The following is a 21,185-nucleotide window of genomic DNA, read 5'->3' on the forward strand; positions in this document are numbered from 1 at the left end:
CCCCCTTCGTCGACGATGCGCACACAGTAGGACCGACGGCGGACACCCGCCCCTCCACGGCGCGGGGCCGCGACGGGCGAGGGGTACGGTGCAGCGGTGAGCGAGTCGCGCGGTCCCCTCGTCCCCGGGCCGGCCGCCCCGCTCGTGCTCGGGGCCGCCGTCTCGGTGCAGTTCGGCTCGGCCGTGGCCGCTCTCGTGTTCCCTGCCGCGGGGCCCTCCGGCGTCGTCGCCCTGCGCCTGGCCTTCGCCGCCCTCATCCTCCTCGCCGTCCTGCGTCCCTCGCTGCGTGGCCGCACCCGGCGCGACTGGGCGCTCGTCGTCGCCTTCGGGCTCGCGCTCGTCGCGATGAACAGCCTGCTCTACCACGCGATCGACCGGATCCCCCTGGGCCCGGCGGTGACGCTGGAGGTGCTCGGCCCGCTCACCCTGTACGTCGTCCTCGGCCGCCGGCTGCGCAACGTCCTGTGGGCGGTCCTCGCGCTCGTCGGGGTGGCCGTGCTCGGCGGGGGGAGCGTCACGGGCCTCGACCCGGTCGGTGTCCTCCTCGCGCTGGGTGCGGCCACCGCGTGGGCCGCCTACGTCGCCGTCGGAGCGCGGGTGGCCCGCGCCTTCACCGGCGCGCAGGGCCTGGCCCTGGCCCTCGCCGTGGGCGCCGTCGTCGCCGTCCCCCTCGGCATGGGAACCGCGGGAGGTGCGCTCCTCGACCCGCGGGTCCTCGCCTTCGGGGCGGCCGTCGCGCTGCTCTCCTCGGTCATCCCCTACTCCCTCGAGATGGCCGCGATGCGACGCGTCACGGCGGGGAGCTTCGCGGTGATGATGAGCCTGTACCCCGTCATCGCGGCCCTGGCGGGCTGGCTCGTCCTCGGCCAGCGGCTCGGGTGGCTCGAGCTGGTCGGCATCGCGCTCGTCTGCGTGGCGACCGCCGGGGCGACGAGCGGTGCGCGCGCCGTGACACCGCGTCCGAGCGAGGACGGCTCGGCCGTCCCACCGGCAGCTGGGTGACGATGTCGGCGGCGGACGCTAGCGTGTCCCCCGCCACCACCCCGGTGCCCCCGTGACGGCGTCGTCGCGGATGGTTACGACGAAATGAGACTGACGATGCGTCGATCGTTGACCGCCGCCACCAGTGCCCTCGTCCTCGGCGCGGTCGGGGTCCTGGGGGCCGTCCCCGCGAGCGCCGACCCCGCGTCCCCCGAGCCGCTGCCGAGCCTCGACCTCCCCGACAAGGTGGGCGAGACGCTCAGGGCGGCCGAGGGGACCGTCACCGCCTTCGTCCGGCTCGACGCGCCCTCGGCGCTCGACGTCGTCGAGTCCGGCGGCTCCACCTCCGAGGCCGGCGAGGCGGTCGAGGACGTCGAGAGCCTCGCCGAGGACGTCGTCCCGGCCGAGGCCGGTGCCCGTGCCCGCAGCGCCGGGCCGCAGCGCGTCTCGGTGACGAGCACGCTCGTCGCCGGCACCATCGTCACCGGCGACGCCGCCCAGGTGCGCGAGCTGGCGGAGTCCGACGACGTCGTCTCCGTGGCGCTCGTCCCGCTCAAGGAGCCGAGGAACAAGGGCGTGGACCTCTTCACCCGCGCCGCCGAGGTGTGGGAGTCATACGGCGAGACGGGCGAGGGCGTCCGGATCGGCATCATCGACACCGGCGTCGACTACACCCACGCGGACTTCGGCGGGCCCGGCACCGCGGAGGCCTACGCCGCCGCCTACGGCGAGGACGGCACCGCCCCCGCACCCGAGGGCACCTTCGACGGCGCCAAGCTCCTCGGCGGCTACGACTTCGCCGGCACGCTCTACGACGCCTCCGGACGGCTGCCGGGCTCCACCACGGTGCCGCAGCCCGACCCGAACCCCATCGACGGCCTCTACACCCGCGACCACGGCGGCCACGGCACGCACGTCGCCGGCAGCGCCGCCGGCTACGGCGTCACCGCCGAGGGGGACACCTTCCGCGGCGACTATGGCGACCTCGAGGACATCAGCGACTGGAAGGTCGGGCCCGGCGCCGCCCCGGAGGCCGGCATCTACGCCCTCAAGGTCTTCGGCGACTACGGCGGGTCCACCGGCGTGACGATCAACGCGCTGGAGTGGGCGGCCGACCCCGACGGCGACCTCGACTTCAGCGACCGCCTCGACATCGTCAACCTCTCCCTCGGCGGCGACGCCGCCCCGGTCGACGACCCCGAGAACCTCTTCGTCGACCGGCTCAGCGACCTCGGCACCCTCTCGGTCATGGCCGCGGGCAACGCCGGTGACGTCACCGACATCGGCGGCTCGCCCGGCAACGCGAGCACCGCGCTGTCCGTCGCCAACTCCGTCTCCGACACGATGACCTACGACGCCGTCGAGGTCGTCGGAGCCGCGGACGAGTCCCTCCTCGGCCGCCACGCCGCCCAGAACACCGTCTCCTACGCGGGCAGCGAGGACGCCGAGGGCCCCGTCGTCCACCTCGGCGAGGGCGTCGACGGGTGCGAGCCCCTCACCGAGTACGCCGAGCAGATCGCCGGCGCCATCGTGTGGCTGGACTGGGACGACAACGACAACACCCGCGCGTGCGGCAGCGGCGCCCGCTGGGCGAACGCGACGGCCGCCGGAGCCGCCGGCGTCCTCATCGGCACCGAGAACGCGATCTTCACCGCCGGCATCGCCGGTGACGCCGAGACCCCCGGCGCCCAGCTCACCGCCGCGGCCACCGACCTGCTCCTGCCCGAGATCCAGGCCGGCACGCTGAGCGTGCGCCTGGGCCCGTCCTACCGCGACGCCACCTTCGTCACCGACGAGTCCGTCGCCGACCTCCTCAACCCCGGGTCCTCGCGCGGCGCCCACGGCTCGCTCGGCGTCGTCAAGCCCGACGTCGCGGCACCCGGCACCCGGATCTCCTCGGCCGCGGCCGGCGCCGGCACCATGGCGCACACGCTGTCCGGCACCTCGATGGCCTCCCCGCACGTCGCCGGCATCGCCGCCCTCGTGCGGGCCGCCAACCCGGGCTGGAGCCCGCAGGAGGTCAAGGCCGGCATCATGAACACCGCCACCAACCCCGTCTACTCCCAGCCGGGTCCCGGTGGCCCGGTCTACGGCCCGGAGCGGGTTGGTGCGGGACGTGTCGACGCGGTCGCCGCCGTGGGTACCGGCGTCATCGCCTACGACTCCAGCGCGCCGGACGGCGTCTCGGTGGCGTTCGGCGTCGTCGACGTCGGCGCCGAGACCGTCACCGTGCGCCGCACCGTGACCGTGGAGAACCTCGAGAACCGCGGCCCCGTCGTCCTGCGTCCCACCTTCGAGGCGGCGACGACCACCGGTGGCGCGACGATCACGGCCACGCCGTCGTCGGTCACCGTCCCGCCGGGCCGGAGCAGGACGGTCACGGTGACGCTCACCGCCGACCCGACGACCCTCGCCCGGGACATCGACCCCACGCAGTCGGCGGACTCCGGTGTCGGTGTGCCCCGCGAGTACGTCGCGGCGCTGTCGGGCCAGCTCGTCCTCGAGCCGCCGCGCCCGGGCACCGGGCCCACCCTGCACGTGCCGGTCCACGCGGCCCCGCGTCTCGTCTCCGACCTCGCGGCCCAGCCCGTGGAGTTCGCCTCGGCGGACGCGCTGACCGCGCCGCTGGCGCTGACCGGGCGTCACGTCAACTCCGGCGGCTGGACCTCGCTGACCTCGGTGCTCGAGCTCGTCGCCACGAGCCCGCGGCTCGAGGACGCCGACGCGGACCTCACCTCGCCCAGCCAGGTGGCCGCCGGTGACATCCGGTACGTCGGCGCGATGTCGACGGCGCCGCGCCTCGTGGAGGCCGGCTACGACCCGGCACTCGGCTACCTCGGCATCGGCATCGCCGTCCAGGGCGAGTGGCCCACGCTCGGCACGACGACCGTCCCGGTCATCGACACCGACGTCACCGGTGACGGCATCCCGGACATCCAGACCGCCGTCCAGAAGCTCGACCCCACGCTCGACGTGACGATCGCCTACACCTACGACTACTGGACCGGCCAACCCTACTCGCAGAGCGCCGTCAACGGCGCCTGGGGCGACACCGACACGACGGTCTACGACAACAACGTCCTCGTCGCCCCGATCCCGCTGAGCCTGTTCCGGCCGGGCGTCGTCCCGACCTTCAGCGTCTGGACCTTCTCTCAGTACGCCCCGAACGGCCTCAACATCGTCGACGGTGTCGAGCCCTTCACCTACGACCCCTTCGCGCCGGACCTGTGGACCAGCGGCGGCGTGCTCAACGACGTCTTCGACCCCTCGGGCACGGACGTCACCGTCCACCGCACGCCGGAGGCCGGCGCGGACGCGGGCCCGCTGCTCGTCCTGCACTCGCACAACGCCGACGGCGCCCGGGCGCAGGTCGTGGACGTCACCGTCCCCGAGGTCGTCGCCGTCCCGACGACGACGACCCTCACCGTCGACGGCGAGCCCGCCGTCGGCTCCGAGGTGACCCTCACCGCCACCGTGGAGCCGGCCGGGGCGAGCGGCACCGTGAGCTTCCGTGACGGGGACGCCGAGCTCGCCACGGCGACCGTCGAGGACGGCACGGCCACCGCCGTCGTCACCCTCGGCGCCGGCACCCGCACGCTGAGCGTCGCCTTCACGCCGGACGCCCCGCAGTGGGAGGCGTCGGTGTCCGCGCCCTTCACCGTCGAGGTGGGGCAGGCCGCCTCGACGACCTCGCTGCGCCTCGCGCGCAGCCTCGCGACGTACGGGACCGAGACGACGGCGACGGTGACGGTCGACGTCACCGGGGCGGCGCCGTCGGGCACGGTCGAGCTCCGCCGTGACGGCGAGGTCGTCGCCACCGGGGAGCTCGCCGTCGACGGGAGCCGCGGCACCGCCACGGTCACCCTGCCCCGCGACCTCGCCGCCGGCGGACACCGGCTCACCGCGGTGTACGCCGGCAGCGCCGACGTCGCCGGGTCGACGAGCCGCGCCGCGACCTACGTCGTGCTGCCGGCGCTGCCGCGCGTCGACATCGATGCCGAGTCCCGGGTGCCGAGGGGCAGCTCCCCGCAGGTCGGCGTCGAGGTCCTCGGCCGGGGCGGCGCCCCGGTGCCCACGGGCTCGGTGACGGTGACCGCGGGCTTCCGTGTCATCGACCGGGTCCAGCTCGACGAGGAGGGGGGCGCGACCGTGCAGCTGCCGCCGGTCCGCTTCCTCACCATCCTCACCGCCACCTACGGCGGCGACGCCGGGTACCTGCCCGGCATCGACCTGGCCACCATCACGCCGCGCTGACCGGACGGCACGCGGGCGGGGGCGCGGCAGGCGACTGCCGCGCCCTCGCGCCAAATGCGGCGCCCGGAGGGTGCCGCGCGCTACGGTCAGGGCATGAGCGACGGCGACTTCGAGTTCGAGCGGAAGTTCTTCGTCCCCGAGCTGCCCACCGCGGCCCTGCGGGAGCCGCACCCGGCGCTCATCGTGCAGAGCTACTTCCTCGCCGCCGACGGCTACGCCCTGCGCATCCGGCTGCAGGGCGCGGCGCCGGCCGGGACGCTGCCCACCTGGGGTGACGAGCGCGAGCTCCTCGAGGCCGCCGCCGACACCTTCACCTTCTGCGCGCTCACCGCCAAGGGCCCCTACGTGGGCGGCACCCGCTACGAGGCCGAGCGGGAGCTGGACGTCACCGCCGGCCTGGCGATGGTCCGGCTCGGTGGCGACCTCGTGGCGAAGCTGCGGTACTCGCTGTGGCTCGGCGCCGACGGCTGGGTCGTCGACTCCTTCCTCGGCCGCAACGAGCCGCTCGTCGTCGCGGAGTGCGAGCGCGGCGGCCCCGTCACGGACCTCGCCATCCCCGACTTCTGCCTGAGCGAGGTCACCGACGACCCCCGCTTCGCCAACGACGCCCTCGCCACCAGCCCGTACAGCCACTGGAGCGCGGACTACGGCCGCGAGCTCGAGACGGACGGGCCGCGCTTCCTCACCGAGTTCGGCACGAACCAGCTCGGCCTGCCCAGCTGACCGCGCGCCGTCGCCCATGACTGTCGGGTCCCTCGTCCTCGTCCGTCACGGCGAGAGCGCCGCCAACGCCCTCGGCCTGTTCACCGGGGTGCTGGACGTCGGGCTCACCCCGCACGGTGAGCAGGCCTGCCACGACGCCGCCGCCCGGCTGCGCGCCACCGGTTGGCGGCCCGACCTCGTCCTCGCCTCGGAGCTCGTCCGCTCGTGGCACACCGCGGACATCGTCGCCGGGGTGGTCGGGGGAGAGGTGACGCGGCACTGGCGGCTCAACGAGCGCAGCTACGGCGCGCTCAGCGGGTACGGCAAGCGTGAGGTCGCCGAGAGGTACGGCCGCGAGCTCTTCCTCCACTGGCGCCGCTCCCTCGACGGCCGCCCCGACCCGCTGCCCGAGCGCACCGTCGCCCTGTGGCGCTCCCTGCCGCCCTTCGCCGGGCTGCCCGCCGAGGCGCTGGCGCCCACGGAGTCGCTGGCCGACGTCGTCGAGCGGGTGCGCCCGCTGTGGGAGGGCACGCTCGGTGACGCGCTGCGCGCCGGCCGCCACGTGCTCGTCGTCGCCCACGGCAACTCCCTACGCGCGCTGTGCGCGCTCGTCGACGACCTCGACGCCGCCGAGCTGCGCGAGCTCAACCTCCCCAACGCCCGTCCGCTCCTGTACGAGCTCGGCCCCGGACTCGTGCCCCGCGTGCGCGGTGGGCGCTACCTCGACCCGCGGCTGGCGGCGGCGGAGGCCGCGGCGATCGCGTCGCAAGGCGGAACCTGAGGGCGCCGGTCCTCCCCCTCCCGGTGCCCCCCAGGTCCGCCCTCCGGGCTGCCCGATCGTCCCTCCGCCCGAGGTGCGGGGGCAGGTGCTGCGGCTAGTCTCGAAGCAGGTCCGCAGGGTCGCGGGTATGGGGAGGAAGCGATGAGAGTGGTCGTCGTCGGCATGGCCTATGCCGTCGTCACCCTGCCCGTCGACACCTTCCCGGTCGAGTACCGGGCGGTGCGCGACGTGCCGATCTCCGCCTCCGTCGGCGGGTCGGGCTTCACGGCGGCCCGCACGCTCGCGGCGCTGGGCGACGAGGTCTACCTCGCGGCGCCGCTCGGGGAGGACGCGGAGGGCGTGGCCGTCGACGTCGCGGCCTACCGCTACGGCGTCAACTCGGCGATGTGCCCGCGTTCGCTGCCCCGCTCACCGCGCGCCGTCGTCCTCGAGTGCGACGGTCAGCGGCAGATCAGCCGGGACCTCGGGGAGGCGCCCACGGCGCACGTCGACCTCGACCTCGGGGCGCTGGCGACCTCCGAGCTGGTCATCGTCGACGGCGTGCTCCCGACGGCGGCGCTCATCTCCTCGGCGCAGGCGACGGGAGTGCCCGTGGCCGCGGCGCTCGGCACGGTCCGCGAGCCGCCGCTCCTCGAGCAGCAGCCCTACCTCGCCGCCGAGCTGCTCGTCATGAGCCACGACGGGCGCGACGAGGAGCACCTCGTGCGGACGTGGCGGCGCCGCTCGGCCGCCCGGCTCGTCGTCGTCACGCTCGGGGAGCGCGGCGCCGTGGGGATGGTGCCCCACTCGGAGGAGGTCATCCACGTACCGGCGCGGCACCTGGGCGGGGGCCTGCGGCCGGCGGGGGTGGGAGCGACCTACGCCGCCACCCTGGCGCACTACGTCTTCGCGCGCGGCTGTGACGCGCGCGGCGCGATGGAGTACGCGGCGACCGCCGCCGCCTGGACGATCGCCCACCCCGGCGAGCCCGACGGGCTGCGGGAGGACGTCCTCGAGGCGGCAGCGGCGCGTCCGGACGAGGCGGCTCAGGCCTCGTAGCCAGCGGCGGAGCAGGCGCTGTCGATCTCGCCCTGCGCGGCCTCGGAACCGGCGACGTCGATCTGCGCGAGGTCGGGGAAGGTGACCTCGCCGGTCTCCGGGTCGGCCTCGGCGCGGGCCTCGTTGACGGCCGCGACGGCCTCGGTGAACGGGGCCTTGAGGTCCTCGAGGAGGGAGGTGAGGTCGGCCGGGGCGTTGCGGCCGAGCTCGGTGAGGCGCTGCTCGAGGGCGTTGACCTCGGTGTAGGCGGTGTCGTCCACGACCTCGCCACCGGACAGGGCGGCGCGCGCGCTCTCGGTGCGCTCGGCGAGCGGCGTGCCCGTGCCCTCGTAGAAGCCCTCGCAGGTGACCTGCTCGGGGCTCTGCGAGGCGGAGGCCGCCGGGGTGGACTCGTCGTCGGACGTGCTGGAGCTGCAGGCGGTGAGACCGAGCAGGAGGACTGCGGGAAGGATGAGTCGACGTGTCATGCCAGACACGTTAAGCCTGTGCGCGAGGCGGTCCGGGCCGGCGCCGGCGACGCCTCACCGCACGGTTTTCCGCGCGTTCGAGCGGTTCTCAGGCACCGCGCACGGCGGCTCCGGCCGTGTCGGGACGGCCGGAGACGTTCCTCACAGGCGGTCGGTGCGCTGCCGCCGGACGATGAGGACGATGATCGCGGCGACCGCGCCGAGCGCCGCGACGGCGATGGCCACCTTGGCGGCGGTGGGCAGCCCGGACGGCCCGGACTCCTCGGCGGTCTGCGCCGGCTCGCTCGTCGCGGGCTCGCTCGTCGGCTCGGCGGGCTCGGTGGTGGCCGGGGCGGCGGCGGACTCGCTGGTCGCGGGCTCGGTCGGCTCGGCGGGCGCGGTGACCTCGAAGGGGATGACGCCGTCGATCGGGTGGCCGTCGCTGGAGGCCACGCGCCAGCGCACCTCGAGCTGCCCGGCGGGGAGCTCGGTGTCGAGCGCGAGGACGACGTCGGCCCCGTCGAGGGTGCCCTCGCCCTCGGCGACGGTCGTGCCCTCGGCGTCGACGACGGTGATCACCGAGCCCACCTCGAGCGGCGGGTTGTTGAAGCTCAGCGTGATTGACTCCGGCGGCGCGTCGAGCACCGCCCCCTCGGCGGGGTCGGAGGCGACGAGCATGTCGTGCGCCTGAGCCGCCGTCCCGAGCCCGAGCGTCCCGAGGAGGACGAGCAGGACGAGGGTGAGGGCGCGGGCGGGACGGCGAGCGGCAACGGTCGTGGTCATGGGGCCCATGCTAGGCAGACGCGGGACGCGGACGGGGCGGGCGCCCGTACGATCGCCCTGATGAGGCAGCTGGACGTCCGCTCGGTGGGCACGGTCGCCGCCGGCGGAGCGGCGGGCGCCGTGGCCCGCCACCTCCTCGTCGGCGCGGGCGGCTCGTCCGGGTGGGCGGTGACGCTGGCCGTCAACGTGGCCGGCGCCTTCCTCCTCGGTCTCCTCCTCGAGCGGCTCGCCCGCGGTGGCCCCGACACGGGCCGCCGCCGGCTGCGGCTCCTCCTCGGCACCGGCGCGCTGGGCGGCTTCACCACCTACTCCGGGATCGCCGTCGAGGTCCTCGCCCGGCTCGACGCGGGCAGCTGGGCGGGCGCCGCCGGCTACGGGCTCGGCACGGTCCTCGCCGGGCTGGCCGCGTGCGGGGCCGGCGTCGTCGTCGGCGCGCGGAGGGCGGCGCGGTGATCCTCCTCGTCGCCCTCGGTGGCGCGCTGGGCGCCGCGGCCCGCTACGTGCTCGACGCCCTGCTGCCCTCCGCGGGGCCGGACCGGGTGCCGCGCGGGACGACCGCCGTCAACCTCAGCGGGAGCCTGCTGGCGGGCTGCCTCGTCGGTGCGCTCGCCGCCGGCTCCCTGGACCCGCGGGCCTACGTCGTCGCCCTCGCGGGGTTCTGCGGCGGCTACACGACCTTCTCGACGGCGTCCCTCGAGGCCGTGCGCCTCCTCCAGCGGGGCCGTCCCTGGCGGGCGGCGGGGTACGCGCTGGGGAGCCTCCTCGGCACCGTCGCGGCGGCCGCCCTCGGCGCCGCGGCCACCGGGGCGCTCCTCGGCTGAGCCCGCGCGGGGGCGGGCGGGCGGCTCAGCCGACGCGGCGCGCCACCTGGTAGCCCTCGCGGTCCAGGACGAGCTCGTAGTCGGTCCCCGGGTGCTTCTCCTCGGCGTACCGTGCGGCGTCCTGCGGCGGGTTGCCGCCCCACGTCCCGCCCTCGCGGTCGATGACGTAGTAGTCCGCGACCGGGTTGTCGCCCGTCCCGGACCACAGCGCCGTCGTCGTCGGCACGAGGCGCGCGAGCAGGGAGATGTCGCTGGCGACGACGGCACCCTCCGGCACCGTCCCGACCACCTCCCGGGCCGCCTCCGTCCGGGGCGAGGCCTGCCACGTCTCCGGGCTCGCCAGCCGCACGACGGGCAGGTCCGGGGCGGTGAGGACGACGGCGAGGCCCGCGGCGCCGAGCGCGACGGCGGTGCGCAGCGACCGGTCACGGTCCGGCTCCGCGGGGCGCGGCCCGAGCGCGTCGAGCAGCGCGGCGGTGGCGAGCGGCATGAGGACGGCGTCGTAGTGCCAGACCCAGGTCCAGTAGAACGACACGTCCCCGAGGAAGCGCCACGCGAGCGTCGGCACGGCGGCGAGGAGGATCGGGGAGCGGACCCCGACGATCCCGGCCGCGAGGACGAGCAGGAGCACCGTGACGACCTTCTCCCCGGGGCCCAGGACCCCGGCGAGGGCGGCGAGCGGGTCGCCGAGGGCGTCGCCGACCGTGAGCCGGTCGGTGTAGTCGTACTGCCCCCGCGGGTTGAGGAGCGGCAGGATGACGGCCGTCGCGAGGACGAACCACGCGGCGCCCCAGGCGGCCAGGGCGAGGCCGGCGCGGCGGGCCCCCCGCCACCAGATGACGAGGCCGAGCGCGGCGACGAGCAGCCCGAGGTCCTCCTTGACGAGGACGAGCGGCGCGAGCCACAGCACGCTCGCCCGCCACCGCCGCTCGAGGAGCGCGCACAGGCCGAGGGCGAGGAGCGGCAGCGCGAAGGCGATCTCGTGGAACTGGCTGCGCACCGCGCCCTGGATGCCGTGGGACAGGAGGTAGGCGGCACCGACCGCGACGCCGGGCCACCGTCCCAGCCGGCGCACCGCCAGCGCCGTCAGCGGCCACGCCGACACCCCGACGAGCAGCGCCTGGACGACGAGCAGGGTGAGCCCGGAGGGCGCGAGGGCGTAGACCGGGCCGAGGAGCACGAGGATCGGGTGGAAGTGGTCACCGAGGAGGTTGAAGCCGTCACCCTTGATCGGGACGATCGGCGCGTCGAGGCCCGCGTAGGCCTTGGCGAGCTGGGTGAAGATCGCCAGGTCCCACGACGGCGCCTCCAGCCGGCGCCACTGGAGGACGGCGACGAGCACGTACAGCGCGGTGCCCGCCGCTGCCACGACCCACGCCTCCGGCTGCCGCAGCCGGGACCGCCGGGTGGTGGTGACGGGCGCGGTCACACCGCTCCCCGGCGCTGGAGGTGGCGCAGCGCGGCCCACCCGAGCGGGACCCGGATCCAGAAGGTGAGCAGCCGGAAGACGAGCGCGACGGAGAAGGCGACGCCGGCGGGGATGCCCGCGACGGTGAGCCCACCGGTGAGCGCCGCCTCCACCGGGCCGATGCCGCCGGGGGACGGCACGGCCGCCCCGACCGTGTTGGACGTGAGGTAGGTGATCGACAGCGTCGTCAGCGGCAGGGTGTAGCCGAAGGCGGCGAGGGCGCAGCCGAAGGCCGCGACGTAGCCGAGCGTCATGATGACGTTGCCGCTCAGCCCCACGAGCAGCCGGCTCGGGCTGCCCACCACCCACAGCACCCGGGGCCACACCTGGCGCAGCGTGGGACCGAGCTTCTCCCACAGCCACGTGCGCACGGGCGACACGACGAGGACGACGACGACGATGAGGACGGCGGTGATCGCCACCGCGTTGACGGCGCCCGAGGGCACCGACAGCGTGCCGGCGCTGCCGGTGACCAGGGCCATCGTCGCGAGGAGCATGACCGTCGTGACGAACTGGGAGACCTGGACGAGGGCGACGGTGGCGACGGCGAGCGGGGTGGCGACCCGCTGCCGGTTGAGGAACCGGAGGTTGAGGGCCGCCGGCCCCACCCCGGCGGGCGCGACGAGCGAGACGACGCCGGCGGCCACCTGGACGAGGGTGGTGCGCCACAGCCCGAGCTTCTCCGGCGCGAAGGCCACCAGGCCCATGGCGCTGCCGAGGAAGGTGAGCACGCCGAAGGCGAAGGTGGCGAGCAGCCACCACGGGTTGGCGTTGCGGGTGGCGGCGACGACCTGCTCGAAGTTCAGCGTGCCGAGGAGCAGCCAGACGGCGACGACGGCGATCGTCACCATGACGACCGTGCGCATGCTGAACCGGGCCAGCCGCATCGGCTCGACGTCGGCCGCCGGGTTCTGGTCCACGAGCCGGGCCCGCAGCGAGTTGAGCAGCTCGCGGGGGCGCTCGGCCGCGGCGCGGGTGTGCGCGGTGAGGACGACCGGCTGCAGCAGCGGCGCCACCGAGGCGAGCTCCTCGCTGTCCAGCGAGCGCGCGGCGCTGGCCAGGGCACGGTCCTCGCCGACGTGCGCGGCGGTGGCCGCGAGGAGCTGGGCGAGGTCGAGGCGGCGGGAGAGCTCGGAGGCGGCGATCTCCCCGTTCTCCCAGTCGAGGAGGAGGACCTCGCTCCCGGTCGTGACGAGGACGGCGTCGGCGCTGAGGTCGAGGTGGGCGATGCCGGCGGCGTGCGCGGTGCCCAGCTGGCGCCACAGCTCGTCGAGCAGCTCGTCACCGACCTCCTCGGCGGGGATGTCGCTGAGCCGGCGCGCGCCGCCGATGTGCGCGGTCACCATGAGGACCGAGTCGCGGGACTCGGCCATCCCGGTGAGCGGCGCCGTGCGGACCCCGGCGCGCTCGGTCGCGTAGGCGAGGAGGGCGGCGCGGTCGGCGGCGTCACGCAGCGTGGTGGCCCGCCGCCGGTGCAGCCCCCGCACCCGCAGGCGCGCCCACAGGGAGGAGAGGTAGCCGACCACCTGGCGGTCGCCGTCGAGCACGGTGACGTACCAGCGGCGGCCCTCGGCGTCCCACACCGAGTACACGCGGTGGGCGCCCACGGGGTCGAGGGTGACGCCGTCGGGGCTCGTGGACGCGGCGACGACGGCGTGCGGGTCGGTGAGGACGTCGGGGACGATCGAGTCGGCCGGGCGTCCGGAGGAGCCGGGCCAGCTGGGGACCGCCGTCGTGTCCAGCGGCTCCACGGGCCGCGCGGTGTAGCCGACGGGCGCGCTGGTCGTCACGGTCCACGCCTGGACGTCCTCGCCCGCGCTGTCCAGCCGCACGACGCGGGTGGGGTCGACCCCCGCGTGCCGCAGCCCCTGGACCAGCGCGATGCCTTCGGCGCGCTCGTTGTAGACGCCGACGATGTACCGCCCGGCGAGCCCGATCGCGCGGCCGATGAGGACCGTGACGACGGCGCCGGGCAGGGTGAGCGCGCCGCGGATGACGGTGAGGACGAGGACCACCCACAGGAGGTTCCACGACCAGCGCACGGTGGGGCGGTGGGCGCGGGTCCCGACCGTCGTGAGGAGCGCGGCGAGCGCGGCCACGAGCGGGTTCATCGCGATGACCGCGTCGCCCTCGGAGGTGATCGTCAGGCCCACGGACAGCGCGGTGGGCCCGTAGGTGTCGAGGAGGAGGACCGCGCCGGTCGTCACGCCCCAGGCCACGACGGCGGCCGCGATGGCCTCCGCCACCGCCCGCCAGCGCCGCCGCACGAGCTGCATGACGACGACGAACAGCGGCAGGAAGAAGGTGACGACACCCTCGAGGACCGTGACGGGCAGGAGGAGGATCTCGCGCAGCACGAGGGCGGCGGCGGACTGGACGTCCTCGGTGACACCGATCGCGGTCGCGTGCGCGTACACCGCGAGGAGCAGCACCATGCCGATGCCGAGCACGGACAGGACGAGCTCGAGGAGGTCCCGCGGGCGGTGGACGCGCGACTCGGGCACGTCGACGAGCAGCACCTTCCGACGCGGCGCCCCGCGGGTGGGGCTGTCGGCCACGGGGGTGCGCTCACCGGGCCGATCCGTCATGCGCCCGAGTGTAGGCGGTGCCCCGGACCGGCCCCCGGAGCCGCGCTCAGCCGAGACCGAGGGACGCGAGGAGCTCGGTCGGCAGCAGGGCGTAGCCGACGAAGGCGACGACGTCGAGGAGGGTGTGGGCGACGACGAGGGGCATGGTGCGCCGTCGTCTGCGGTAGTACTCCGCGAAGACGACGCCCATCGCGACGTTCGCCAGCCCAGGGCCCGGGCCCTGGTAGAGGTGGTAGGCGCCGCGCAGGAGCGCGCTCGCGGCGACGACGGACGGCGCCCGCCAGCCGAGCTGCTCGAGCCGCTCGATGAGGTAGCCGGCCGCGACGACCTCCTCGAGCAGGGCGTTCTTCAGCGCCGCGAGGATGAGGACGGGCACCGCCCACCACGCGGCGTCGAGGGTCGCGGCCTGGACCTCGACCGTGACGCCCAGCGCCCGCCCGAGCGCGTACAGGCCCAGACCGGGGATCCCGATGAGCGCGGCCAGCCCGGCGCCGACGGCGAGGTCCCGCCCCGGGCGGGAGAGCGTGAGGCCGATCCGGGACGTGGCACGGCGGCCGGGCTCGCTGAGGAGGTAGAGCGCCAGCGCCACCGGGACGAGCGCGAAGCCGAGGCTGAGCAGCTGGTAGGTGAGGTCGAGGTAGGGGCGCGGGGAGCGGGAGGGGTTGAGCGCGGTGGCCTGGTCGCGCAGCGGCGTCTCGGCGGTGAGCCGGGCGAGGAGGTTGACGACGGCGTAGGCGGCCGACTGCCCGAGCGACAGGCCCAGGACGATCCACACCTCCGCACGCAGGCGGCGGCGCGTGGTCTCCATGGGGCGGTTATAGCAGCCGCCGCGCGAAGCGCCCCGGGGGACCGTCTCGCCATGCGGACAGCGGTACGTCCACGGGAGGCGGCGAACTTACCGTGGCAGGACCATCCAGAGCAGCCGAGAGACCTGGCTCGTCGACGCTGCAGCAACCCGCTCCAACGGGTGCTCCCGCCAGGACCGATGGAGGAACCCCGTGATCAGCCTCAGCGACCTGCGCAAGGTCTACCGCACCCGCGGTGACCGCGAGGTCGTCGCACTGGACGGCATCGACCTCCACGTGCCCCGCGGGGAGGTCCACGGGATCGTCGGGGAGTCCGGCGCGGGCAAGTCGACCCTCATCCGCTGCCTCACCGCCCTCGAGGAGCCGAGCTCGGGGACCGTCGCCATCGACGGCGTCACCCTCACCGGCCTGGGCGAGCGCGAGCTGCGCCGCCAGCGGCGGCGGATCGGCATGGTCTTCCAGCACGTCAACCTCCTCGACGCCCGGACGGCGGCGCAGAACGTCGCCTACCCGCTGCGGGTGGCGGGGGTGTCGCGCGCCGAGCGGGACGTCCGGGTGGCCGAGCTGCTCCAGCTCGTCGGCCTCGGGGACCGCGGTGACTCCTACCCCTCGCAGCTGTCCGGCGGGCAGAAGCAGCGCGTCGGCATCGCGCGGGCGCTCGCGGCCGAGCCGGCGGTGCTCCTGTGCGACGAGCCCACCTCGGCCCTCGACTCCGACACCACGCGCCAGATCCTGCGGCTCATCCGCGAGCTGCGCGACCGCCTGGGGCTGACCGTCCTCATCATCACCCACGAGATGTCCGTGGTCCGCGAGGTCTGCGACTCCGTCACGCTCCTCGACCGCGGGAAGGTCGCCCAGACCGGGCCGATCGCCGAGGTGGCCGGTGAGCACGGCTCCCGGCTGGCCCGCTCCCTCGTCCCGCTGCCGCCGGAGCCCGGCGTAGCCGGCCGCACCACCCTCGAGCTCGCCTTCGGCGGGGGGACGCCCGCGCACCGGGTGCTCGCCGCCGTCGCCGCCCTCGGCGAGGACGTCGACGTCGCCTCCGGCACGATCGAGACCCTCGCCGGCACGCGGGTGGGCCGCCTGCGCATCACCGTCCCGGCCGCCGCCGTCGCGAGCTCCACCGCCCGGCTGCGCGCCGAGGGCGTCCACGTCGAGGAGGTGGCGCCGTGAGCTGGCTGCAGGACGCGCTGAGCAACCGGGTCATCACCGAGCAGCTGCCCGAGGCCACCCTCGAGACGCTCTACATGACCGGGCTGTCCTCGCTCGCCACGGTGCTGCTCGGCCTGCCGCTCGGGCTCGCGCTCGTCGCGACGGCGCCCGGGGGCCTGCGCCCCTCGCGGGCGGTCAACGCGGCGCTCGCGACCGTCGTCAACGTCGGGCGCTCCTTCCCCTTCGTCATCCTCATGATCGCGATCCTCCCGCTGACGCGGCTCATCACCGGCACCACCTACGGGTGGCTCTCCGCCGTCGTGCCGCTCTCGCTCGCCGCCACGCCCTTCTTCGCGCGGCTCGTCGAGAACGCCGTCCGGGACGTGAGCGCGGGGAAGGTCGAGGCGGCGCGGATGGTCGGCGCCTCCCGGCTCGCGATCGTCGGCGGGGTCCTCGTGCGCGAGGCGCTGCCCGCCCTCGTCGGTGGTGCCACCGTCACGGTCATCACGCTCGTCGGCTACTCCGCGATGGCCGGCGCGCTGGGCGCCGGGGGCCTCGGCGCCCTCGCCGTCAACCACGGCTACAACCGGTTCCAGACCGACGTCATGGTCGTGACCGTCGTCGTCATCATCGTCCTCGTCCAGCTCGTCCAGATGCTCGGTGACCGGGTCGTGCGACTCGTCGACCACCGCTGAGCGTCCCCACGAAAGGAAGTCCCATGACCACCCTCCGCACCTCCACCCGGATCGCGGCCCTCGCCGGCGTCGCGGCCCTTACCCTCGCGGCCTGCGGCGACGCCGCGGACGACACCACCGACGGCGCCAGCCCGGCCGCCGACGGCGAGGTCACGACGATCGTCGTCGGCGCCAGCCCCACCCCGCACGCCGAGATCCTCGAGTTCGTCCAGGACAACCTCGCCGAGGACGCCGGCTTCACCCTCGACATCGTCGAGTACACCGACTACGTCCAGCCCAACGTCCAGCTCGCCGAGGGGGAGCTGGACGCGAACTTCTTCCAGCACCTGCCGTACTTCGAGGCCGAGGTGGAGGAGAAGGGCTACGACTTCGCCCACTTCGAGGGCGTCCACATCGAGCCGTACGGCGTCTACTCCGACAGCGTCGCCTCGCTGGACGAGCTGCCCGACGGCGCCCAGGTGGGCGTGCCCAACGACCCGGCCAACCAGGCCCGTGCGCTGGAGCTGCTCGCCGCCGAGGGGCTGTTCACCCTGGCCGCGGACGTCGAGGACCCGACGATCTTCGACGTCGCGGACAACCCGAAGAACGTCGAGCTCGCCGAGCTCGAGGCCGCCCAGCTCGTCCGCAGCCTCCAGGACTTCGACGCCGCCGTCATCAACGGCAACTACGCCCTCGAGGCCGACCTCAACCCGGCCGAGGACGCGATCCTCCTCGAGTCCGGCGAGGGCAACCCCTACGCCAACCTCCTCGCCGTGCGCGCGGAGGACGCCGAGAACGAGGCGATCCTCGCCCTCGACGAGGCGCTGCACTCCGAGGAGGTCCGCGCCTTCATCGAGGAGCGCTGGCCCGCCGGCGAGATCATCCCCGCCTTCTGACCCACTCCCCCCTAAGCGCCGACAGCTGAGTTGTTCCTGGAACAGCTCAGCTGTCGGCGCTTCTTGTGGGGTGGGGCGGGGTCAGCCGGCGCGGCGCAGGCGCAGGGAGTTGCCGACGACGATGACCGAGCTCGCCGCCATCGCGGCACCGGCGATCATCGGGTTGAGCAGCCCGAGCGCGGCGAGCGGGATCGCGGCGACGTTGTAGGCAAAGGCCCAGAAGAGGTTCTGCTTGATGACCCGCAGGGTGGCGCGGGAGACGGCGATCGACGTCGGGGCGGCGCGGAGGTCGCCCGTGACGAGCGTGATGTCGCTGGCCTCGATCGCGACGTCGGTGCCGGTGCCCATCGCCAGGCCCAGGCCCTGCTGCCCGGCCTGCGCGAGGGCCGCGGCGTCGTTGACGCCGTCCCCGACCATCGCGACGACCCGGCCCTCGCCCTGGAGGCGGGCGACGACGTCGAGCTTGTCCTCCGGCAGCACCTCGGCGATGACGTCCTCGGCCGGGATGCCGACCTCGCGGGCCACGGCCTCGGCGGTGGCCCGGTTGTCGCCGGTGAGGAGCATCGGCCGCACGCCCAGCTCCCGCAGGCGGGCGACCGCCTCGGCGGAGGTGGGCTTGACGGTGTCCCGGACGGCGAGGACGCCGCGGGCGGTGCCGTCCCAGGCGACGACGACGGCGGTCGCCCCGGTCCGCTCGGCGTCGCCGTGGTCCCGGCCCACGCCGTCGGGCACGGTGACGCCGCGCTCGGCGAGCCACGCGGGGCGGCCGACGAGGACCTCGTGGCCCTCGACCGTGCCGCTGACCCCGCGCCCGGCGTGGCCCGTGAAGCCGGTGACCTCGGGGAGGTCGCCGAGCTCGGCGCGGGCACCGGCCGCGACGGCCTGGGCGATGGGGTGCTCGCTGGCCGCCTCGACCGCGCCCGCGAGCCGCAGCACCTGGCCGCGGTCCGTGGCGGTGACGTCGGCCAGCTCCATGCGACCCTCGGTCACCGTGCCGGTCTTGTCGAGCACCATGGTGTCGATGCGGCGGGTGGACTCGAGGATCTCCGGGCCCTTGATGACGATCCCGAGCTGCGAGGCGCGGCCCGAGCCGACGAGCAGCGCGGTGGGGGTCGCCAGTCCGAGCGCGCAGGGGCAGGCGATGATGAGGACGGCGACGGCGGCGGTGAAGGCGGCCTGGAGGTTGGCGCCGGAGAGCATCCACACGGCGAAGGTGCCGATCGCGATGACGAAGACGACCGGGACGAAGACGGCGGAGATGCGGTCCGCGAGCCGCTGGACCGGGGCCTTGCCGGTCTGGGCCCGGGTGACGAGCCGGCCGATCTGGGCCAGCGTCGTCTCCTCGCCCACGCGGGTGGCCCGCACGACCAGGCGCCCGGAGGCGTTGACGGTCGCGCCGGTCACGGTGTCACCGGGGCCGACGTCGACGGGCACCGGTTCCCCGGTGAGCATCGAGGCGTCCACCGCGGAGCTGCCCTCGACGACGACGCCGTCGGTGGCGACCTTCTCCCCGGGGCGGACGACGAACAGGTCCCCGGCGGCGAGCTGCTCGACGGGCACGCGCTCCTCGGTGCGCCGCCCGGCGCCGTCCACGGTCAGCCGCGCGACGTCCTTGGCGCCGAGGGAGAGCAGGGCGCGCAGCGCGTCCCCGGCCCGGCGGCGGGAGCGTGACTCGGCGTAGCGGCCGGCGAGGAGGAAGGTCGTGACGACCGCGGCGACCTCGAAGTAGAGCTCGGGCATGCCGACCTCGCCCAGGGCGCCCTGTCGGGGGAACAGGTGCGGGGCCATCCGCATCCCGATCTCCCCGGCGCCGCCGAGCAGCAGCGCCCACAGCGACCACAGCGTGGCCGCGATGACACCGACGGACACGAGGGTGTCCATCGTCGAGGCGCCGTGCCGGGCGGCCTTGGCCGCCGAGCGGTGGAAGGGCCAGGCGGCCCAGGTCACCACGGGCAGCGACAGGAGCGCGACGACCCACTGCCAGCCCGGGAACTGCAGGGGCGGGACCATCGACAGCGCGACGATCGGCACGCTGAGCGCGCCGGCGACCCGCAGGCGCCGGCGCAGGTCCGCCTGGCGCCGCTCGGCGGGGGAGGAGGTGTCGTCCCCGGCGCCGTGGCTGTGCCCGGCGAGCGCGTGCTCGTCGCCGTGGTCGCCGTCGCCGTGGCCTCCGTGGTGGGCGGCGTCGTCGTCGGCGGTGCGCCGGCGGGTGACGGTGGCGGCGTACCCGGCGCGCTCGACGGCACCGAGGAGGTCACCGTCGGGCACCTGCTCGTCGAGGGTGACGTGCGCGCTCTCGGTGGCGAGGTTGACGGTGGCGCTGACGCCGGGAACTGCGTTGAGCTTCTTCTCCACCCGCGCGACGCAGGAGGCGCAGGTCATCCCCTCGACGGCGAGGTCGATCTCAGCGAACGGTGTGGTGGTGACGGGGGACGACACGGGGGCCTCCTGGTGGCCTAGTTGTCGGTGTGGATGGCGGTGACGGCGTAGCCGGCCTCGTCGACGGCGGCGCGCAGGGCGTCCTCGTCGAGGACGGCGTCGGAGACGACGGTGACCTCAGAGGTCCCGCCGTTGCGGAGGATGACGCTGACCTTGGAGACGTCCTTGACGCCCTCCAGCTCACGCGTCACGGCGGACACGCAGTGCCCGCAGGTCATGCCCTGGACGTCGAGGACGGTGGTGCGGTCGACGGGCGAGGGGTCGGTGCTCATGGGATCTCCTGGGTGGGGTGGGAACTACGAACGGACGAGACGGGCGATGGCCTCGCTCGCCTCGCGGACCTTCTCGGCGCCCTCCTCGTGGGAGGAGCGGGCGGCGTCGACGACGCAGTGGCCGAGGTGGTCCTCGACCAGGCCGATGCCGACCGCCTGGAGCGCCTTGGTGACGGCGGAGATCTGGGTGAGGACGTCGATGCAGTACGTGTCCTCGTCGACCATGCGGGCGATGCCGCGGACCTGGCCCTCGATGCGCCGCAGGCGCCGGGCGTAGTCCTCTTTCGTGCCGCTGTAGCCGGCCATGTGATGCTCCCTTCCGTCATCGTCAACGGTATACCCCCTAGGGGTATTCCCGCCACGGGGAGGGGAGTGTCAGGGGAGGAGGTCGGCGCCGTACCTGAGGATGATGGCGACGACGACGGCGCCCACCCAGGCCATGACGACCGCGCCGTCCCAGCCCGCGCGGATGAAGGACAGCGCGCGCTCGTGGGCGCGAGGGGTGAGGAAGAGGTTGTTCTCGCGCACGTTGTAGTGCAGCAACGTGGCGAAGACGAGCGTCGTCGAGAGCGTGACGAGCAGGCACCACGGGCACAGGGCGCCGATGTGGAACATCGACTGGTAGAAGAGCCAGTAGGCGAAGACGACCCCGAGCGTGTAGACGACCTGCGCGGAGAACATGAACCAGCGCGGGAAGCGGACCCCGCCCAGCCCGGCGACGGCGATCGTGATGACCACCGGCTCGGCGACCAGGCCGAGGAAGGCGTTGGGGAAGCCGAAGACGGCCGCCTGCGAGGAGACCCCGACCGCGCCGCAGCTGAGCACCGAGCTGATGTTGCACGTCAGCTGCGCCTCGGGGTCGGCCGCGAGGGTGACCGCGTCGACCGACAGCACGAAGGAGGCGGTGAGACTGAGGCAGGCCGACAGCAGCATGGTGCCGAAGATCCAGGCGTCGGTGTGCCGGATCTGCCGCAGGCCCGGCCGTGTCTCGGTGAGGTTCACCCGATCATCGTCCGGTCCGATTCGGGCGAATCCCACGGACCAAGGTCCCCCGCGGCCCCCCGACGCCCACCCCCCTCCTCCG

Annotated in this window: 19 protein-coding genes; 10 read left to right on the forward strand and 9 right to left on the reverse strand. The window is 74.8% G+C overall.

Translation table 11 applies throughout. The features are described from left to right. The first annotated feature begins 96 nt into the window (after nucleotides 1–96). The 5 genes from H9624_RS07140 (at nucleotide 97) to H9624_RS07165 (ending at nucleotide 7,756) form a co-directional block, all read left to right on the forward strand. Nucleotides 97–1,002, forward strand: coding sequence for an EamA family transporter (locus H9624_RS07140; protein ID WP_251839195.1), 906 nt, complete (start codon nucleotides 97–99; stop codon nucleotides 1,000–1,002). A gap of 96 nt (nucleotides 1,003–1,098) precedes the next feature. After that, complete coding sequence (locus H9624_RS16485) at nucleotides 1,099–5,235, forward strand: S8 family serine peptidase (protein ID WP_286010905.1); 4,137 nt, start codon at nucleotides 1,099–1,101, stop codon at nucleotides 5,233–5,235. Nucleotides 5,236–5,328: 93 nt separating this feature from the next. Continuing rightward, nucleotides 5,329–5,958 carry a CYTH domain-containing protein gene (locus tag H9624_RS07155; protein WP_251839196.1) on the forward strand — a complete coding sequence of 210 codons (630 nt, stop codon included), beginning with the start codon at nucleotides 5,329–5,331 and terminating at the stop codon, nucleotides 5,956–5,958. Between the two features lie 16 nt (nucleotides 5,959–5,974). Next, a complete protein-coding gene (locus H9624_RS07160) occupies nucleotides 5,975–6,718 on the forward strand; it encodes a 2,3-bisphosphoglycerate-dependent phosphoglycerate mutase (RefSeq protein ID WP_251839197.1) in 744 nt (247 codons plus the stop codon). Between the two features lie 141 nt (nucleotides 6,719–6,859). Beyond that, nucleotides 6,860–7,756, forward strand: a complete 897-nt coding sequence (locus H9624_RS07165; RefSeq protein WP_251839198.1) for a carbohydrate kinase family protein — start codon at nucleotides 6,860–6,862, stop codon at nucleotides 7,754–7,756. Here H9624_RS07165 and H9624_RS07170 read toward each other — a convergent pair. Beyond that, nucleotides 7,744–8,223, reverse strand: coding sequence for a hypothetical protein (locus H9624_RS07170; protein ID WP_251839199.1), 480 nt, complete (start codon nucleotides 8,221–8,223; stop codon nucleotides 7,744–7,746). The two genes, H9624_RS07165 and H9624_RS07170, sit on opposite strands and share 13 nt — an antisense overlap. A gap of 141 nt (nucleotides 8,224–8,364) precedes the next feature. Continuing rightward, complete coding sequence (locus H9624_RS07175; RefSeq protein WP_251839200.1) at nucleotides 8,365–8,985, reverse strand: copper resistance CopC family protein; 621 nt, start codon at nucleotides 8,983–8,985, stop codon at nucleotides 8,365–8,367. Nucleotides 8,986–9,045: 60 nt separating this feature from the next. Here H9624_RS07175 and H9624_RS07180 point away from each other — a divergent pair, with 60 nt between their 5' ends. Both H9624_RS07180 and crcB read left to right on the forward strand, forming a co-directional pair. Beyond that, entirely contained in the window at nucleotides 9,046–9,438 is a 393-nt protein-coding gene (locus tag H9624_RS07180) for a CrcB family protein (RefSeq protein WP_251839201.1), read from the forward strand. Continuing rightward, complete coding sequence (gene crcB, locus H9624_RS07185; RefSeq protein ID WP_251839202.1) at nucleotides 9,435–9,806, forward strand: fluoride efflux transporter CrcB; 372 nt, start codon at nucleotides 9,435–9,437, stop codon at nucleotides 9,804–9,806. The genes H9624_RS07180 and crcB overlap by 4 nt, the downstream gene beginning before the upstream one ends. A 25-nt stretch (nucleotides 9,807–9,831) precedes the next feature. Here the strand turns inward: crcB and H9624_RS07190 are convergent, their stop codons facing one another. Genes H9624_RS07190 through H9624_RS07200 form a run of 3 tightly spaced genes read right to left on the reverse strand, consistent with a single transcriptional unit; the run spans nucleotide 9,832 to nucleotide 14,670 of the window. Continuing rightward, nucleotides 9,832–11,235 carry a DUF2079 domain-containing protein gene (locus H9624_RS07190; protein ID WP_251839203.1) on the reverse strand — a complete coding sequence of 468 codons (1,404 nt, stop codon included), beginning with the start codon at nucleotides 11,233–11,235 and terminating at the stop codon, nucleotides 9,832–9,834. Continuing rightward, nucleotides 11,232–13,862: a lysylphosphatidylglycerol synthase transmembrane domain-containing protein gene (locus H9624_RS07195; RefSeq protein WP_251839204.1), complete on the reverse strand. Its 2,631-nt coding sequence runs from the start codon at nucleotides 13,860–13,862 to the stop codon at nucleotides 11,232–11,234. Before H9624_RS07195 ends, H9624_RS07190 begins: the two co-directional genes overlap by 4 nt. Nucleotides 13,863–13,908: 46 nt before the next feature. After that, complete coding sequence (locus H9624_RS07200) at nucleotides 13,909–14,670, reverse strand: CPBP family intramembrane glutamic endopeptidase (RefSeq protein ID WP_251839205.1); 762 nt, start codon at nucleotides 14,668–14,670, stop codon at nucleotides 13,909–13,911. A 190-nt stretch (nucleotides 14,671–14,860) separates the two neighbouring features. Between H9624_RS07200 and H9624_RS07205 the strand changes: the two genes are divergently transcribed. From H9624_RS07205 to H9624_RS07215, 3 genes are read left to right on the forward strand one after another with little or no spacing between them, the layout of a single operon-like run. After that, complete coding sequence (locus H9624_RS07205; RefSeq protein ID WP_251839206.1) at nucleotides 14,861–15,841, forward strand: methionine ABC transporter ATP-binding protein; 981 nt, start codon at nucleotides 14,861–14,863, stop codon at nucleotides 15,839–15,841. Next, complete coding sequence (locus H9624_RS07210; RefSeq protein ID WP_251839207.1) at nucleotides 15,838–16,515, forward strand: methionine ABC transporter permease; 678 nt, start codon at nucleotides 15,838–15,840, stop codon at nucleotides 16,513–16,515. The genes H9624_RS07205 and H9624_RS07210 overlap by 4 nt, the downstream gene beginning before the upstream one ends. A gap of 23 nt (nucleotides 16,516–16,538) precedes the next feature. Next, entirely contained in the window at nucleotides 16,539–17,390 is an 852-nt protein-coding gene (locus H9624_RS07215; RefSeq protein ID WP_251839208.1) for a MetQ/NlpA family ABC transporter substrate-binding protein, read from the forward strand. Nucleotides 17,391–17,471: 81 nt separating this feature from the next. Here H9624_RS07215 and H9624_RS07220 read toward each other — a convergent pair whose 3' ends face one another. The 4 genes from H9624_RS07220 to H9624_RS07235 all read right to left on the reverse strand — a co-directional run bounded on the left by H9624_RS07220 (nucleotide 17,472) and on the right by H9624_RS07235 (nucleotide 21,103). Next, nucleotides 17,472–19,772, reverse strand: coding sequence for a heavy metal translocating P-type ATPase (locus H9624_RS07220; protein WP_251839287.1), 2,301 nt, complete (start codon nucleotides 19,770–19,772; stop codon nucleotides 17,472–17,474). Nucleotides 19,773–19,846: 74 nt separating this feature from the next. Then, nucleotides 19,847–20,101, reverse strand: coding sequence for a heavy-metal-associated domain-containing protein (locus H9624_RS07225; RefSeq protein WP_251839209.1), 255 nt, complete (start codon nucleotides 20,099–20,101; stop codon nucleotides 19,847–19,849). A 24-nt stretch (nucleotides 20,102–20,125) separates the two neighbouring features. Beyond that, entirely contained in the window at nucleotides 20,126–20,407 is a 282-nt protein-coding gene (locus H9624_RS07230; RefSeq protein ID WP_152188789.1) for a metal-sensitive transcriptional regulator, read from the reverse strand. 69 nt (nucleotides 20,408–20,476) lie between these two features. After that, nucleotides 20,477–21,103, reverse strand: coding sequence for a vitamin K epoxide reductase family protein (locus H9624_RS07235; protein WP_251839210.1), 627 nt, complete (start codon nucleotides 21,101–21,103; stop codon nucleotides 20,477–20,479). Nucleotides 21,104–21,185 lie beyond the last annotated feature (82 nt).

This window comes from Oceanitalea stevensii, assembly GCF_014837105.1.
Classification (GTDB): Bacteria; Actinomycetota; Actinomycetes; order Actinomycetales; family Actinomycetaceae; genus Oceanitalea; species Oceanitalea stevensii.